The sequence below is a fragment of the Bradyrhizobium sp. CCGE-LA001 genome, assembly GCF_000296215.2.
Taxonomy (GTDB): domain Bacteria; phylum Pseudomonadota; class Alphaproteobacteria; order Rhizobiales; family Xanthobacteraceae; genus Bradyrhizobium.
On record NZ_CP013949.1, the window covers coordinates 6,743,778 to 6,759,735 of the forward strand.

Genomic DNA, 15,958 nt, shown 5'->3' on the forward strand with positions numbered 1-15,958 from the left:
CGGAGTTCTCATGGTCTGCGCCAGCGTGCTGTTTGCAAGTGCGCTTGATGGGCAGGAGAACGGTGTGATCGAATTGCTGTTATTGCGACCACTAGCCGCCAATGAGTCCGCCGAAATCCAGATGGTCACCGGACCGCTGCCGAGCGGCGCTCGGCTGGAGGTTAGAACCGAACGAGGCGAACTCCTCGGCACCGTCAGACCATTTGGCATCCCGGATGCGCTCCGCGGTGAAACCGCCACGATTCCCGTACCACCGGTCACACTGGTGGATGGGCGGTTACGATTGCGCCTGCAGGTCGTTCAAAGGGATGCCTCTGCGCGTCCGCCGCAGCCAGGCGAAATCCGGCAGGTTAATCTCATAGCGGTGCCGGCGAACCGCTAGAAGCATGATAGATCAGGCCTAAGTTGCGGCGAAGGACGTGTCATGACGGATTCCGTCGCGGACAACGTCAACACTCAGACGACCAACTTTCTCGACAATCTTAGGCATGCCCTGCAGCCGGCCAACGAACCATTTCCCACAATGCCGTGGTCTCGCGGGGAACTGCCTGAGTTCACAAAAGAAGGCAACACTTCCTGGAGGATGTGTTGCCTTGGGGCGGAGTTACGAGCAGCTATCCCTTGAAGATCGATGCGAGATTGCCCGCTTCTCGGCGAAGGCCGTGTTTCGCCTGCGGAACGGCGCATCGAGGCCGCCAGCCGCAGGGTCGCCGGCCATTGGGAAGTCGACCTGATGATGTTCTCTAAATACTGTCAGGCGGTCCTCACCGTGCATGAGCGCACCTCGCGCCTGCTGCTCGGCATCCGCCTCGCCAGCAAGGCCGCCCGCGGCGTCGCGCGCCATCTCGTGCGCTTGTTCGCTGATCTGCCGGAGAACCTGCGCCAGACCGTCACCTCCGACGATGGCACCGAGTTCGCTCATCACTTGGCGCTGCACCGCCTCTCGATCGCGATTTTCTTCTGTGACCTTCACTCGCCCTGGCAGAAGGGTGGCATCGAGAACGCGATCGGACGGATGCGACGCTTCATCCCGCGGAAAACCGATCTCGCCACCCTGACAAGCACCGCTTTTCGTCGGCTCGTCGCCACCTACAACAACACTCCACGCAAGTGCCTTGACCTTCAGGACCCCGGCAGAGGCCTCCTCTCAAGTGTTGCACTTCGAGTGTGGATCCGCCACTGTCCTTATGGGATGACGACGGCAGGAGGTACTCGTCATGGTAAGCCGACCCTTTAAGCTTGAGCGCTGATACCGGTTGGGAACGGTTGGACGAGTTGCTCGGTCTAGCATAGGCCATTCATTTGCGTAGCCGACACAGCGAACTGATGCTCACATCCGCCTGTTGCCGATACCGACCTCGCTCAACTTCGACACGCGTGACTAGGTATGGCGCCCGGCCACCGTCGTCAGCACGACATGGCGCGTGACGTCGGTTATCACGAGACGCCGATCGCCTGGCGGCTTGGCGAAACAGGCAGACCGGCAGCATTCCCTTTAGCCAGCCCTTTTCATAGCTGACGAAGAAGCCAACATCTCCGAGCGAGCTAAGCAGGTCGAGCGGTTCGAAATCACGAAGATGGAAGACAGGGGTTTCGCCGTGCTCTGACGGCGCCCGATCCGGTCGTACGCTGCCAGGTTAAATACCGATAGGGTGGAAGGAAACTTGAATTGTTTTTACAGGTCGCTTGGAATCGAGATTAACTCGGTTGCGAGCAGCACCAAGCAACCACAAATTGGACAATGATCAATGAGCGGTTCGATTTTACACCGCCGCTTTTTGCTGGATTAGCCATGGACTTCACGACCTGAAAGGCGGTGTAGGTTGTAGATGCTGAAACGCCCTGCTTCGCAGCGAACGAATGTTGCGGTGACCGCGTCAGAATATAAACGAGCTGCGGCCGGACTCAATCGATCGGTCGATAGCAATGCACCCGTAGCCACCAACGCTGACGACAAAGCGTTGAACAGCCCCTGAGAGGCGATCGGATCGAACGCTATCGCCGCATCGCCCACTGCAATCCAACCTTCGCCCGCAGCTTGTGAGAGGGTGCATGCGGATGCGTCTACGCTAAGCAGCGCGCGTCCAGCCGGTGTCCCGGAGGCGCGAATGCGCCAATTCTGGACGCGCCCTCCCGGCCCATGGATGCGATAGGACCAGGTCGGTCCATCGCTGCGATAATCGAGCCACGATACTCTGTCGGCGGTCGCGTCGATGGCCGCATCCTCGACCAGTTCGGCGACCATACGATCCCGGGCGGCCATGCGCGCACCCCGACGCCGCGCAATTGCGGCGGCGCGACCAGTGGCATCGACGACGATTTCCGCAAGCACGAGCTTGGCCCTCGCGCTATCGCTTGCACGACAGATGACGCCGCGGCCCGGCGTGACGCCGATTGCGCGCAGCCCGCAGAACATAACCCCGGCGGCGACAGCCTCGTCGCGAAGGCGCTCGTCGAAACGGGCGCGATCGACCACATAGCCGAGGCGGCAGGGATGACGCAGAAAGTCTTCGTACTCCCGCTCGCCCGAGCGGCCGGTTCGTCGAATTCCGAGACAGCCCCGCGCGATCGCCGGATCGGCCAGCACATGATCGAGTCCTAACGCCGCGACGGTGACAAGCGAGGCCGGCGCCAGGAGCTCGAGGCGGGTCGTCCGAGAGTTGCCGGATTCCGCAACGACGACCGTGCGACCCTTGAGGGCGAGTAGGCGTGCGGTGGTCAACCCGGCAGGCCCCGCGCCGACCACGAGACAGTCGGTGCGCAGCACGTCCAAGTCAGATCTCGCCCTGGCGATAGGTCCGCTTCGGCGGCGGAGTCATCGTGCGAGCGGCGCGCCGCTGTGCCAAGCCTGCCGTTGTCTGCGGCGAGAACAGGCTCTCCATGTTTTCCGCCGCGTGATACTTCGGATCGGTCGTGACATCGATCAGCACACCGTTGTCGCAGCGACCCTGCTCGACACGCACGTCCTGCACCGGCAAGGATGCAGGCGCGTTCTTCACCGGCAACACCATGCCGAGTTCGGACCATTCCGCAATCATGTTCGACAGGCGGTCATAGTAATCGTTGCCGCGGATATCGCGCAGCCAGTCGACCCGGTTCATTAGGTGCTTAAAAGCCTGCGGTTGCGTCGCCTGACCGAGCGGCACGATCGCGGCCGCACGGAGATAATTTCCGTCCGCCAGAACCTGATCCGGTGCACGCGCTCCCCAGAACGTCGGCGTCGACAGGAATGTCGAGGGGAAGTAGTCGGCCGCCGAATTGCACGAGGTATGATCGGTCTGCCAGGGCACGCCGAGGAAACGGGTGAGGCAGCCTGCCGCAACGCCGTCGTGTGGGCCGTTCGCGCCAGTGCAGACCGCCGGCGTGAGAGTGCCCCCAAAGTCCTGGCGCGCCGGTTGCTCGCCGGGCAGGATTTTCAGTCGATACGCCGATGTCCACATTAGAGGAATCCGCATCACCCATGTCATCTCCATCGCGGGATGGAATGGGCCGCCGAGACAGTCGTGCAAAGGCGCGCGCTCGAGATGCGCGACCTGGATCTCCGGAGGCAGGGCGGAGAAGTCCTGCGGCTGCGCCGGTGCATTCGACGACCCGTCGGCGTCGAATGTTCCAGAGGCCCAGCGCTTGAGGTGCGTGTACTGTGTCTTGGTCACGGCAAGCAGCGAATTCGGTGGCTTCGGCGGGTTGCCGAAGAACTCGTCGACCGCATCGCCGAAGATCTGCGGGATCTGATCTTCGATCAGGGCGCCCCCCGCACCTGGATCGCGAAACAACGCCAGCACGGCGGTGCGCCACGCCGCATTCGCAGGAGACGCGTCGTTGAGCTTCGCGACGGCTTGCGGATTCTGCGCATCGAGCGGCGTGCCAAAGCCGTGTACGACGAAGATCCCGTGATTGACCCACTGCAGTCCGGTCAGACGCTGAAACACGGGTAGCACGTCATTGGTGAACGAGGTCTTGACCGGTGGTGGAATCCATCCTTTGTCGTAGAAGACCTCCCGCACCACGTCGTCCATCGTCACGAGACCGAACAAGCCCGGCGCGTAATTCGGCGGCGTGACGCAGACATAGCCGGGCTCTGCATCGATCGGTGCGTGCCCCGGGAAAGTGACCTGCGCCCGCACGGGCCCGTCGCTGACGTCATCGTGCCAACCTGGATTGTTGGCGAATGTGAGCGGCCGTGTTCCTCTGCGAAACGGCTGCGACACCCCGTTGCCGCCGAGGAAGATCAGCCGTCCGCCTTCATCGGTGCGAAGCTCGCCGAGATAGACCGGCAAGCCCCAGAACGCGCCGTCATCCAGCCTGATCGGGCCGGCCATCTGCCCCGCAATACTTTTTGGCGCTGGAGTGATGTCGAGTTTCCACCGGGCGTCCGGCAAAACCAGCTCGCGGTTTCGCTGCAACGCGTTGTGGCTCAACGCGCCGAGGTCCATCGCCTGATTGAAGTCGTACCAACCGGCCTTGAGGTTCGCAATGGTGACGCGCCACTCGATCTTCGCGGATGCGGCGGTCACCTCCTGCACGCTGCCGTCCTTCATGTGGGCGTAGACGCGGAAACGCGCGGCCTGGCGCTTGATCTCGCCGCTCGCAGTGCGGAAGTCCTCGACAAAGCGGGCCGGCTGCTCCGGCGTCGCGCCGGGCAAGGTCGGTGCGCCGCCTATCACTTCGGGGCCGATAACGTAGTCATCCGCGCCTGGGGCATTGCCAACGCGGGCGATGCCGATCGGCGGATAAACTTTCAGCGCTGCAATTGCGTTGGCGTCGATCATCGTCTGACCTCTAGATTAAAAAGGGATTGTCCAAACGCGGGGGGCGGGTGCACGAGAATTGCCGCAGGCCGCCGGCCATCCGTTAGCGCGGATGGTCCGGCTCCTCCATCGGCTGTCCGTTCAGGCTGCGCCTCACGGCAGCGGAGGCCGGATAGGAGATGCGCCTTGCCTCCGCGATGGAGCCGAGCGGCCTGTTCTCGTACAAGGTCCGCCACGGCGAGAACGCAAGGCCCTCGCCATAGGCTGCCTGCCCCGCCTGATCGATGTCTTGCGATGAAATAACCAGCCGGGCGACGGGCACAAAGGGGGAGATCGTCTCCTCCCAACGCTCGGTTGCGCGATCGAGGGGCGTGACGCTGTCGTCGACGAATGTTTGCGCCTCCATCACGAAACTGATCGCACCGGCCTTGAGCCGCGCCCTGATATCCTCCGCGAGATAGACAGGTGATGGGCCCGGCGCGACGGTCTGCACCGCTTGTGCGGCAATGAGACGATATTTGACGATCTCCTCGCCCACCGCATATGGCAGCGTGCTGTAATAGCGCGCCGCCGCGAGACTTCTCTCTTCCTTCGCCATTTCGTTCAGGATCAGTAACGACCGCTTGTGGATCGCGGTGAAAGCGTTCGTTTCGTCTCCCGACGAGATCGCCGCCATTTCCTGCGCGTTGTCGACAAAAAAGATATCGCTGTTCTGGAAGATCAGGTCGGCCGTAGACGCGAGCGGATTGTCGGTTGCCAGCGTCGGGCCTTTGACCCCGAACAGCTTGAGCGCGAAGCCGAGCGTGTTGTTGTTCTGATCCGGAATGTTTGGCGGCACGTCGCTGGACCAGCGCATCCAAACCTCATAGGGGCCGCCTTGCCACAGCCCCCTGCGAAGCTTCGGTGGGCATTCGTCCGCGACCATCAGCTTGCCCTTCGCGGCGCCGTGCTGCTTGCGGAAGACGGCACGTTCGGCAGGCTTCTCGCCGGCCTCGATGCGCCGCTTCTGAAACTTGTCGATGAACGAGGCACGGATGTCCTCGATCGGCTCGATCACCGAGCGTGGCGGTACGGTGCTCTGCGGAGCGGTCGCCGCGCCGAGCCCGCGCGACTGAAAGCGATGCAACACCGGACGTCCTCCCGGATCACAAAGATCGTTCGCACCAGAATTTGAGCGTTGGAGCCGCTCACGGTACGGCATCTGGGGCGGTCAGCCGTGCGCGTCGAAATGACCGATCGGCACCGGCTGGCCTGTTTCAATCTCAGCGAGTACTATAACATGACCATACACCTGCCCCCACCAGAAGTCCACTCTGCAAAGCGAAAGCCGAGCGCGTTGCGGGTCATCAAAGCCGGAAAATCACCATGTGCATGATGTGTGTGCATCGCGGCTCGGGCCTTCCCAGAACAAAAACTCGCAAGCCCCGCGCGCTCGGTCTAGCTCAACAGCAAGCTGGTGTGCAGGTGCGCGGCGTCGAGATCGTCCAGTGCGTTCAGGACCTGGCGAACTCGGTTCCGCTGGTCGCTGATAAAGCGACGATCGTTCGCCTCTATCTCGATCCGACCTCGTTGTCGCAGCCCGGGCAGATCACCGCTGAAATTGCCTGGAGCCGGAGCGGAGGCGGAGACACGTTCCTCCCCGCTATCAATTCGCTTCGAGTGAACCCGGGCTCGCCTTTCAGCCTCCGCGAACAGCGTGAGGATCTCGACAAGAGCCTCAACTTCCGCCTTCCGGCCGAGGCTATCGGCGCGGGCCAGCTCAACTTGCGCATCAGTCGCATCTTCCAGCCCGGAGGCGTTGAGCTTCCGGCGGCGGCGTTCAACATCGGGCCCATAACATTCACGGCGGCCGCGCCGCTGCGTATCCGGGTGATCGGCCTTCGGTACAAGGTGGGCGCGACGACCGTCACGCCCGCCGCGGTGCACTTTTCGTATCTCAGGTCGTTTCTCAACCGCGCCTATCCCGTCGCCACACTCGAATGGTCCCACATGGTGGTGGACGCGGACTTTACCGCACCGTTCGACGACTCGACCGTCGACCTCGCCAATGCGCAGATCGCTGCGCTGCGAAGTCGCGAGGTGAGCAGCGGGGTCGATCCGCGCACGCACTATTATGGTCTTGTTGACGACAACGCGTCCGCCAACTTCATGCGCGGAAAGGCGTTCGCCATTCCGGGCACTCCCCAGCCCGATACAGTCGCTTCCGGCCCGGCAGGTGTGCCAAACGGCTTTGCTGGCGATCGCGACGCGTCATATGCCGACTGGTACGGCGCTCATGAGCTCGGGCATACGTTCGGCCGTTTTCATCCGGGTTTTCCTCCCGGCGCGCAGGACGCAAGCGATCCAACATTCCCCTATGAGAACGGTTGCATCAGCAAGCCGGACAACAAATATGTCGGTGTAGACACCGGAGATCACGAACTCGGCTTGCCGGCCGTTGCGTTGCCGGGGCTCACATATCACGATGTGATGACCTATGCAGACAACCAGTGGCTATCGGCGTACACTTATCAGGCGATATCCGCCCGACTGCTGGAAGAGGATGGCCTCGGTCCGCCGGTGGCCTAGGAGGATCCGATGAAGACCGAAATCAAGACCGGATCGTTCGTCCACGTCGTCGCCACCATCAACAAGACCGCTGGGGACGGCAAGATCATGTACGTGAACCCTTCGGTCTCTACCGTCGCATCGGACGCTGCCACCGACAAGGACGTGGAGCTTGTGGCCTACGACACAAATGGCAAGGAAGTGTATCGTAATCCGGTCGTGGTCCGCCGGTCATCCGCCGAACCCGACCGACCGAATGAGGTCGGCCTGATTCAAGCGGACCTTCCGCGCATCGCCGGCATGAAGTCCGTGAGCCTCGAGCTCAAGGGCAAGGAGATCAGCCGGTACGAGGCCGGGCCGGCGCCTGCCAAACCGGCCGCGACATTCGGACTGGAGCTTGCCGGAGCGGCGGCGACCAGCCGTCGGCCATTGAAGATCGACCAACTCGCCGGATTGGAGCCCGTCGCCGGCGTGACCTACTCGGTCCAGGTCAGGCCAGACAACAAGTCGGCGTGGGACACGATCGCAGTGAGTCGTCCCACCCCCGAAGTGGAAGTCGATCGCAATCAGTTCGCAGGCGCCAAACGCGCCGAGGTACGCGTGTTACGAACGACCGGTTTCGAGGAAGAGGTCATCGCGGAAGAAACGGTCAACTTCAATTAGTCGCCGCCCTCGATCGCCGTGATCCGGCAACTAGCATAGCGGCGTATCGCTTAAAATCATGGGCTTAGTACCCGCCTCCAACGTGAGATGCAGATTGGACACCCGGGTCCCAAAAGACCTTTGGACTGGTCTGCGGATACACTAAGATCTGCGGAGATCGCTCTACATAGGCGTCAGTACAACCAGCCCCTCCTGACGAAACGCCAGGGCCATCCCGTAAGGGTTCAAGAGGTTCTAAGACTGCACGGTCGAGGCCTTCCATATCGCTGAGGCTGCCGCCGATCCGTGCAGCGACTAAGCAGTTCAATACGGGCCGGGGGCTGCTCTTCCGTCGCGACATGCAACACGTCGTACCCGTCAGGCCTTCTTACAGACCCCTTGTCCACGGTTCTTAGTGAATGAACGCGTTACACTATCTCGGAGGCCGGACTGCCTCTCGGCTGCCATTGCACGACCTTACGAAAGCACGGACGTTTTCTCGCCGAAGCCGACGCGATAGCAAACATGATTATGTTGATCCTCCGACACACGCCAAGCGCCTCGCGAAAGACGCAGCGGTCCAGCTTGAAGGAGACAAGGCGAACAGAACTGCCTGTCCACAGACTTGGTTCGGCGATACCACAAGAACAAACATCAGATCGAAAGGTGAAAGGCCGGTGCGCTGCCTAGAATAAAGCCGCTGATTCTGGTGCAGTTTCACTCCGAGAAAGCAAAGCATCTGACCCACCAACTGATCTATGATGCGATCCCTACCTCCTACCCCGCCTAAACAGCCGAAGAACTCGCAGGGCCAACAGCCCGCCTTCGCTGGTTGCGCTGCGGCGCCGCCTTCGATTGCTTGTCGCGAGGAGCTGAAGCGGAAGAAAGGTGCACTCCGGAAAAGCTGTCACGGTACTAGGCCACTCCCCAACGCGTGCAGCCAGTATTGCAATCGATCTGTGATTGTGATCAGATCTAGTATCGGTTGCGAGGGTAGCGACGGTGACTCACTTGCAAGTTGTCGACGCTGAAGCGAGTGTCGAAGCTGGGGCACCGGGACAGGGGGCTCATTCTCCTCTCTCCTGCGAAGCCCAAAGCTGGAGAAATGGAAATTCGCAATTCCGTTGCTCTGCGAGTGCACGGTCGGGATGGATGTTTGCCGTCATCGCCCTGGCGCTTGCGGCTGATCCTTCGCATGGTCAGACCCTTTGCGAACAAGATCCCACTTTGGGTGAATGCGAACTTGTGCTGCCGCCCGTTTGCTCGCGGGATCCGGCCTCCTCGACCGCCCCGTCAGGCGTTTGCGACGTCACGTCCTTGCACGGGCCCTCGGGAGGCAAGCGGGTCGAGATAGGCCTGAAGGCGACGACCGGAAAGATCCAAGTTGGTGGTTACGCGGTTTCGACCGAGAACTACAACGCGTCCTATCTCTCGCCCGTCGTTGAAGCCCTACCTGGCGATACCGTAGCAGCCAGGATCCAAAATTCACTCGACGCCCGGCAACCATCGGGCTCGCAGACCGGAGGTCATGCACACCACGCGAGCGACAATCCCACAAACCTGCACTTTTTCCATGGCGGCATTGTCACCCCACGAAACGCCCGGGTGCCAAATGATCCCGCCGACCAAGCCGCAACGCAGGGCAACGGTGACAACATCTACACATACTTCAAACGCGGCAGCGCGCCCTTCGTCTATGAAGTGCCCATACCGTCCGGGCTCGACGCGCGCGTGATCGACGGAGCCGGCGTCATCCCGCATCCCACAGGTCTCAACTGGTACCACGCGCACCTGCACGGATACGCTTCCGATCAGGTCACGGGCGGCCTGTCCGGGCTGCTTTCCGTCGGCGACGCAAAGGCCAACCTGGTCGCATGCAAACAGGATCTGGTCGATCCGGCCAAGTGCAAGGACGACCCGAACGGGACCGCCGCGCTCAAGGCTCGCACCGATGTCCGTTACGCTCTGCTGCGAGACATTTCGCTGAAAGAAATCAGCGCGCCGCCCGAAGCCGGCACGACGGCGCCCAAGACCGCAACCTGGGCACCCGAATTGAACGGCTGGCTGCAGCAGCATGGCGATTGCAAGGTCTGGCGCACGGCGCAGGACCCGGGTGACCCCAATGCGAAACTGCGTAAGGGATATTGCCAGCAGGATCGCGACAAGGCGTGGCTCTTCACCGTCAATGGACAGCGATTTCCCACGATCAAAGTAGAGGGTGGCAGGAACCTGCTGCTTCGTTTCGGCAATTTGAGCTCCAACGTGGTGTACTGGCTGGAGCTCTCTAACGAGCAGGACGACAACGACAAGGAAAAGCTGTTGCTTCTGGGCCTCGATGGTGTCGTACCCGCCAAGCCCGTTCTCGCTGACCCGAACCGGCAGCCCGCAAAGGCCACCGCCGTGGATGATCTCGTTTTCATGCCCGCATCGCGCGCAGAAATCCTCATCCGGAACGATTGCCTGCGGACGAAAGCAAAGACCTATATCCTGCGCACCAAGGGCGTGATCGCTGGCAGATTAAACAACGGGCTGGCCGACCGCTGGCCCGAGATCCAGTTGATGCGTATCGAGCTGGCGCCAAGCACTGTGTCCTGCACCGAGGAAATTGCACTCAATGCCGTCGCAGGAAGACTTGAGCTTGCTGGCGCCGGTCTGCGAAAAGAAAACAGGGAAGCAGTGACGAAGCCGGAGGGCTGCGTCGACGACATCGATCCGGCGAAGGCCGAACATCGAAGAGTCACATTCGTCGATGGCGGCGAAACCTCCGACGGCAGGGCGACGTCCTGGAGCGTCAAGACTGAGATTGTCCGGCCACCGGGCGACGACCCTACTAAACTGCCTGTGCCTTATGGTGACTTTGTTTCCGACAACGCTAAGACTGTCGGAATGAAACAGCCTGATGGCGAATTTTTGGGAATGCCTTTCGAGGAATACGACCTTGGCAACGGCAAGATTGACTGGAAGAACAAGGACGCCAACGGCAACGACGCTAAAAGGCCGCATGTATGCATCTTCGTTGATCCGGACGATCCCGCACAAAAGGGCGGTCTGCAGCAACTCTGGGTGCTGAAGAACGAGACCGGCGAACTCCACAATTTTCATATTCACCAGATGAAATTCCGCCTCGCAACCGCGGACGAGCTTACCACGCGGTTCAAGATTAAGTTGGACGGTCCACCGGCTGAACCGTCAGAAATCTGCGCGCATCCGCCTGCATGCACGACACCGGGGCCCGTCTACAAGCTCTATGACACGAGTTCCTCGGACCAGAATACGAGATGGCACGATACCATCCCGATGCCTCCGGGCCGAAGAGTCTACGTCATTATGAGCTTTGTCGCCGGCGAGCAGATCGGCCGCTACGTTTTTCATTGTCATATTCTGAAACATGAAGACACCGGCCTCATGGCTCCGATCGAAGTGTGGAATCCACCCCCGAGGGCCGTGATCCAGTAATCGTCTCAAGCATCCTCGCGAAGCGGATGCTGGTCGCCGTGCAAAACCAAATAGGGAGGATATCATGCGGATGTCGCCTAACGCAGCAGTACTGACGCTGTGCTTGCTCATAGGTGGATCGTTCTCCGGATCGGCATTCGCCGACACCATCCTGGTCCAGAACCAAGGTATAAAGTGGAAGTTTGGAGAGACTATCGGCAATCCCTCGCTGTCAGTCGAGGTCAAGAAAGGCGACGTGCTCGAGTTCAAAGTGACTGGAAATCACGGTGTCGCAACGATCAACAAGCCGGGAGACCAATCACCATCTGCGGCCCTGGATCTGGTTCTGGCCTGCGGACAGGATCCCGGGCCGGAGCCGAAACACCCACTGCGCGAAATCGAGTGCAATGCCGGCAGCAAGTTCAATGTGGCGCCACTCACAAGTTCGCTAAAACTAGAAGTGACGGAGAAGTTTCAGAATGACGTGAATTTCTGGTGCATAGTTCATGAAGCGGATATGTGGGGCACGTTCAAGCTGAAGCCTTGACGGGCGAAGAGTTGCCGTCAGCGTCCCTATCGCTGCAAATGCGTTGGATGGCGATCCTGACGCACATGCCCTTGTAGCCCCCCTGGAAGGACATCTGGCCAAGCATCATTGGGTTGTGATCGCTCACGCTCGGGGCAATGCTGTGCGCCATGCTGAGCGTTACCGGCGGAAGCGTCGGCGGCGCCATTGCCGGAGAGCCGAAATTTGTCCGGCAGAATCTGTCGGATTTCGCCCGCGCCCCCAGAAGCTGGCGACCCTAATTCGCGGCGTCAGCGAGATGAAGCGGCGCAATGCGGCGTCGCCGGATTCCAGAGAATACCGTACCAGTTGGGAATATTGGGCGAACATCCACGGCTATCCGGGCCCAAACTCTGGCCGGGACCGTTGAACAGGTCCGGCTGGCCCGCGAAGCGCGGTTTCCGGCGAACGCGCTGCTCTACGCCGGTTTCTACGCCGGCCTGAAGCACTTCCTCCCACCCGACGAGCTTGCAGAAGAAGTGTGGGCCACCTGTCCACACTCTAGGCAGGGTGCACCAGCATCTCATTTTCTTTCATGGCACAGAATGTATCTCTTCTTCTTTGAACGCGTCCTGAGGGAAGCATCTGGTGACAGCAGTTTTGCGTTGGTCAACTCGATCACCAACGTCGACAGCACGCTCAATCTAGACGACTTCTTCCCATTCCAGTTTACGCTCGAAACCACCATCCACGGTCACATTCACTGTACCGACAGCGTAGCAAGACGCCGCCGGGTGGAACGTGTCGGCGCATCGCGCAATCTTCTAGGACCGGTGAGCACGAAGAGGTTTCCTACGGCAGTTGTGTTCCTTCGGCCTTCGAGACTGCCATGATCGCCGAAAAGGCCGCTCAGCTGTTTCCCTTCCGACTGTCAGAGCTGATCGCCGGAAATGATATGTAAACAGATCCCCGGACGCAGACATCCCACGAAGAGCGGTTTGCTCCTGAGACAAGCCAGCAGCCTTGCGGGCCTTTCGGAAACGCAGACTGAGTTCTTGGAGAAGCGGGTCTGGGATGGAGGCCATGCCAAGAGCGCGGGCGACATTGACGAGTGTCGTCGAGCTCGCGCGGCTTGCTGAAATCTATGACGTCACCATCGCCTGGTTGCTCGGCAAAGCGCCCTAGACGTTCGATGCTCAGGACCCTCGGCTCGAGCTTGCCGCATGGGAACCCTCCAAACTCAAGCCCGATGATCTGGAAGGCCGCGCGCTGCGACCCAGGCCATGCAGGCCACCACGGCCACGCGCCGCAAGGCCAAGCTCGACCAAGCCAGGCCAATTTCCATCTACAGACTACGCGAGACGCTGAGTCTCGCGGTGTGCTTCACAACATCATTATGGAGGGAACGTATCAGCGCGGCGCCCTTCTGCGCATCCATCTCTCTGCGCGACCGCCGCTGCAGCGGCGGCGGTAAGGCTGGGAATCTTGCAGGCCAACTAGAGCGCGATTTACAACTCGCAAACATAGTGAAAAGAATCACAAACGCGCCCCCTCAAGTTGGTGGGTTTCAAATTGGACCGCGGTGCTTAAACTGGTTAGGTGAATCCAGTTTCCCCGAGTACACCAGTTCGCATTGTTTTGGCAAGCTGAGTGCTCTTGGCTTCTCGTTGCTATCTTAGGGCTGCCAAACGTTGTCGTTAGCACACCTTGCACGATCACATGACGCGTACAGCGCAACAAGCACGGGTCCTCACCGTGAGATACAAGGGTCCGGGTCTCCCATCGAGGAAGCTTCGTCCGAAGCGGTTAGGCCAGGCCGTAATCAGGATGAGAGCCCGAGACGGGAAACAAACGCATCCGAGGCCCCCTCCGCGTTGCTCACGTTCTGCTCACATCCAAGCGCATCGGTTCCCTATGCCAATCTCGCGACTCCGCGCTCGAAGAGCCATATCATGACAATGGAGGCGGATATCACAACTGCGAACGCGAGCATTCAGGTAAGCACTGTTTGGACCATTGTACGCGGCTTTGCCGCCGATCCGTTAATGCGCTGGAGTTGGCCTGACCTCCGGCAATATCTTACGAGCATGCCGCAGTTCATTAGCGCCTCCGGCGGACGAGCATTCGAACATGGCACAGCATACGCCACGGGAGACAGTCGCGCGGCGGCTCTGTGGCTGCCTCCCGGCGTGCAGCAGGATGAGGAGGCCCTAAACCTGATTATGGCGCTGTCGCTAAGCCCCGATGTCAGGGAAGATATGACCTACCTAAGGCGAGGAATGGCCGAACATCGTCCCCCCGAGCCACATTGGTATCTGCCTCTCATTGCCGTTGATCCGAAATGGATCGGGCAAGGGCTTGGCACATTGCTGATGAAGCACGCTCTCCAACGATGTGATGAGCAGGCCTCCGCTGCCTACCTCGAAAGCTCGAATCCAAAGAACATTCCCTTTTACCAGCGCCATGGCTTCAAGGTTATTGGAGAGATACAGCACGGTGGATCGCCGCCACTAACGCCAATGTTGCGGACGGCGTATTAAGCGTAATTCGGAGACGCACTCATACTACACACGCCCGGAGCTTCCTTGCTAACGAGAAGGAGAACGTTCTGCGGTTTCCAGGCCTTGTGCATGGCTCGTTTGATCATCGTAGCGGAGATGCAGCCGGGCCATTCAGCTGAAGGACAACCTGATTCCGACGGTGCGGCCACTGCGTTCTCACAGCTCACGTGCGCCCGTTCAGTGGCGTGCTCGCCAGTCATGGCATCGCTTTCAGCATGGACGGGACGGCAACACGTCTTCATGCATTGTTTGCAGCCCCGATGGTCCGAGGGCAGCACGCTGACGTCAGCGGCGCAAGCTGAGACAGAGAATGAAGGCCAGCGCGACGACGGCAAGCGAATAGACCGCCGCCTCACCATGGCAGAGGCCGATAAGCCAAAGAGTCAACACGCATTGTCGCAGAATCGCATTTGCGCTTTTGCGGCGGCTGATGTCGGACCGCGCATCGTCGGCGCTGCTGGAAAAGCTTGGCCTTGCGGCGCACATAGAGGTGTTCGAGCTTTTTGGTCGCCGGGACGCTCGGCGATGCGCCGGACGCCGGCTACTACCGCCCTATCAACATCATCGCCACTCCCGACATGCTGAAGGCATCGGCCCCCGATTGCCTTGTAGTCGTCTTTGCTGGTGATGCGGCCAATGAACGACATCGCCTGTACTGGGTATGAGAACGGCGATCGCGTGCTGTGGGGCGGTGTCAAGCGCAAGGCAAGATCTGGCAGCAGCGGGCCGGCGACCCTCGCCGAATGGGCGGAATGGTGCGGCAGGACCTGGCTGAAAGTCTCCGCCGCAGAGAAGGCATCCGCGCCCAATATCACCGAAGACTTTCTGAGGCCCTTGCGCCTGACATCACCGCACAACTCCTATTCGATCGCCATCGACTGGGGAGAGCACACCGAGAATGCCTTTTCGGATCAGTTTGTGTTTTTCGGCACAACGAGCATCCCGTTGTACCTACTTCAATTGGGAGGCCGATTCGAAGATTGCATCCAGGTTGGAAGAGATCTTCGGAAATTTGGGGTTTGGCATGGATCACACCTTGGATTGGCACCGAGGGTGATACATTACGCCTAGTCTGTTAGCGACCTCTCGGCCGGATCATCGTAAAATCGCAAAGCGCCTTTACGATTAACGATAGCCGCGCTTCTCTCAAACCTTGGACTTGCAAAAGGACGCACTGCCTGCCGTCGGCATCAAAGCACCAAGGCGATCGAGCTTCCGCACCACGAAAGCCTGTCAGTCGGCGGCGATCTCGACTTATCAGGCACTGCCAATCACTCCTTGAGGAAAATCGGTCTTGATGTCTGCGATCATATTGCGGACGCAAATCCAGGTCGGCTTCACACCGGTAGCCTTGGTGGTGTCACGCAGATACGAAAAAAGTGGTCTTCCCGCAACAGCGACGCTCTTGGTGTAATCGAGCGATTCCAGCTCCTCGCGCTTCTTCTCGATCCGGTCGGTGACGTGGCGCGTCATCTCTTCAGGCGAAGCGCCCGGCCAACGCGCCTGAGATCGCCACCAAC

At 60.2% G+C, this 15,958-nt stretch carries 12 protein-coding genes and 1 pseudogene; 9 read left to right on the top strand and 4 right to left on the bottom strand.

The window, feature by feature from the left end; genetic code table 11:
* Positions 1-10: 10 nt before the first annotated feature.
* Both BCCGELA001_RS30840 and BCCGELA001_RS30845 read left to right on the top strand, forming a co-directional pair.
* Complete coding sequence (locus BCCGELA001_RS30840; RefSeq protein ID WP_144441584.1) at positions 11-382, top strand: hypothetical protein; 372 nt, start codon at positions 11-13, stop codon at positions 380-382.
* A gap of 249 nt (positions 383-631) precedes the next feature.
* A complete protein-coding gene (locus BCCGELA001_RS30845) occupies positions 632-1,237 on the top strand; it encodes an IS30 family transposase (RefSeq protein WP_008545556.1) in 606 nt (201 codons plus the stop codon).
* Between the two features lie 549 nt (positions 1,238-1,786).
* On the opposite strand, the gene BCCGELA001_RS37640 is transcribed toward BCCGELA001_RS30845, so the two are convergent.
* The 3 genes from BCCGELA001_RS37640 to BCCGELA001_RS30860 all read right to left on the bottom strand — a co-directional run bounded on the left by BCCGELA001_RS37640 (position 1,787) and on the right by BCCGELA001_RS30860 (position 5,877).
* Positions 1,787-2,767: an NAD(P)/FAD-dependent oxidoreductase gene (locus BCCGELA001_RS37640; protein ID WP_236840914.1), complete on the bottom strand. Its 981-nt coding sequence runs from the start codon at positions 2,765-2,767 to the stop codon at positions 1,787-1,789.
* A gap of 7 nt (positions 2,768-2,774) precedes the next feature.
* Positions 2,775-4,769, bottom strand: a complete 1,995-nt coding sequence (locus BCCGELA001_RS30855) for a LodA/GoxA family CTQ-dependent oxidase (protein WP_008545560.1) — start codon at positions 4,767-4,769, stop codon at positions 2,775-2,777.
* 82 nt (positions 4,770-4,851) lie between these two features.
* On the bottom strand, positions 4,852-5,877 hold the full coding sequence (locus BCCGELA001_RS30860; protein WP_144441586.1) for a hypothetical protein: 1,026 nt from the start codon (positions 5,875-5,877) through the stop codon (positions 4,852-4,854).
* A gap of 236 nt (positions 5,878-6,113) precedes the next feature.
* Between BCCGELA001_RS30860 and BCCGELA001_RS30865 the strand changes: the two genes are divergently transcribed.
* The 7 genes from BCCGELA001_RS30865 (at position 6,114) to BCCGELA001_RS30895 (ending at position 15,509) form a co-directional block, all read left to right on the top strand.
* Entirely contained in the window at positions 6,114-7,316 is a 1,203-nt protein-coding gene (locus tag BCCGELA001_RS30865; protein WP_144441587.1) for a hypothetical protein, read from the top strand.
* Positions 7,317-7,325: 9 nt separating this feature from the next.
* Positions 7,326-7,958: a hypothetical protein gene (locus BCCGELA001_RS30870; protein WP_008545578.1), complete on the top strand. Its 633-nt coding sequence runs from the start codon at positions 7,326-7,328 to the stop codon at positions 7,956-7,958.
* 1,131 nt (positions 7,959-9,089) lie between these two features.
* Positions 9,090-11,393 carry a multicopper oxidase domain-containing protein gene (locus tag BCCGELA001_RS30875; protein ID WP_083543468.1) on the top strand — a complete coding sequence of 768 codons (2,304 nt, stop codon included), beginning with the start codon at positions 9,090-9,092 and terminating at the stop codon, positions 11,391-11,393.
* 64 nt (positions 11,394-11,457) lie between these two features.
* On the top strand, positions 11,458-11,919 hold the full coding sequence (locus BCCGELA001_RS30880) for a hypothetical protein (protein ID WP_144441588.1): 462 nt from the start codon (positions 11,458-11,460) through the stop codon (positions 11,917-11,919).
* A 290-nt stretch (positions 11,920-12,209) separates the two neighbouring features.
* Positions 12,210-12,770 carry a tyrosinase family protein gene (locus tag BCCGELA001_RS36550; RefSeq protein WP_083543469.1) on the top strand — a complete coding sequence of 187 codons (561 nt, stop codon included), beginning with the start codon at positions 12,210-12,212 and terminating at the stop codon, positions 12,768-12,770.
* 1,059 nt (positions 12,771-13,829) lie between these two features.
* Complete coding sequence (locus BCCGELA001_RS30885; RefSeq protein ID WP_193409749.1) at positions 13,830-14,417, top strand: GNAT family N-acetyltransferase; 588 nt, start codon at positions 13,830-13,832, stop codon at positions 14,415-14,417.
* A 657-nt stretch (positions 14,418-15,074) separates the two neighbouring features.
* On the top strand, positions 15,075-15,509 hold the full coding sequence (locus tag BCCGELA001_RS30895; protein WP_060737018.1) for a hypothetical protein: 435 nt from the start codon (positions 15,075-15,077) through the stop codon (positions 15,507-15,509).
* A 195-nt stretch (positions 15,510-15,704) separates the two neighbouring features.
* Here BCCGELA001_RS30895 and BCCGELA001_RS30900 read toward each other — a convergent pair.
* Positions 15,705-15,944 (bottom strand): annotated as a pseudogene (locus BCCGELA001_RS30900) (hypothetical protein); the annotation flags it as partial.
* Positions 15,945-15,958 lie beyond the last annotated feature (14 nt).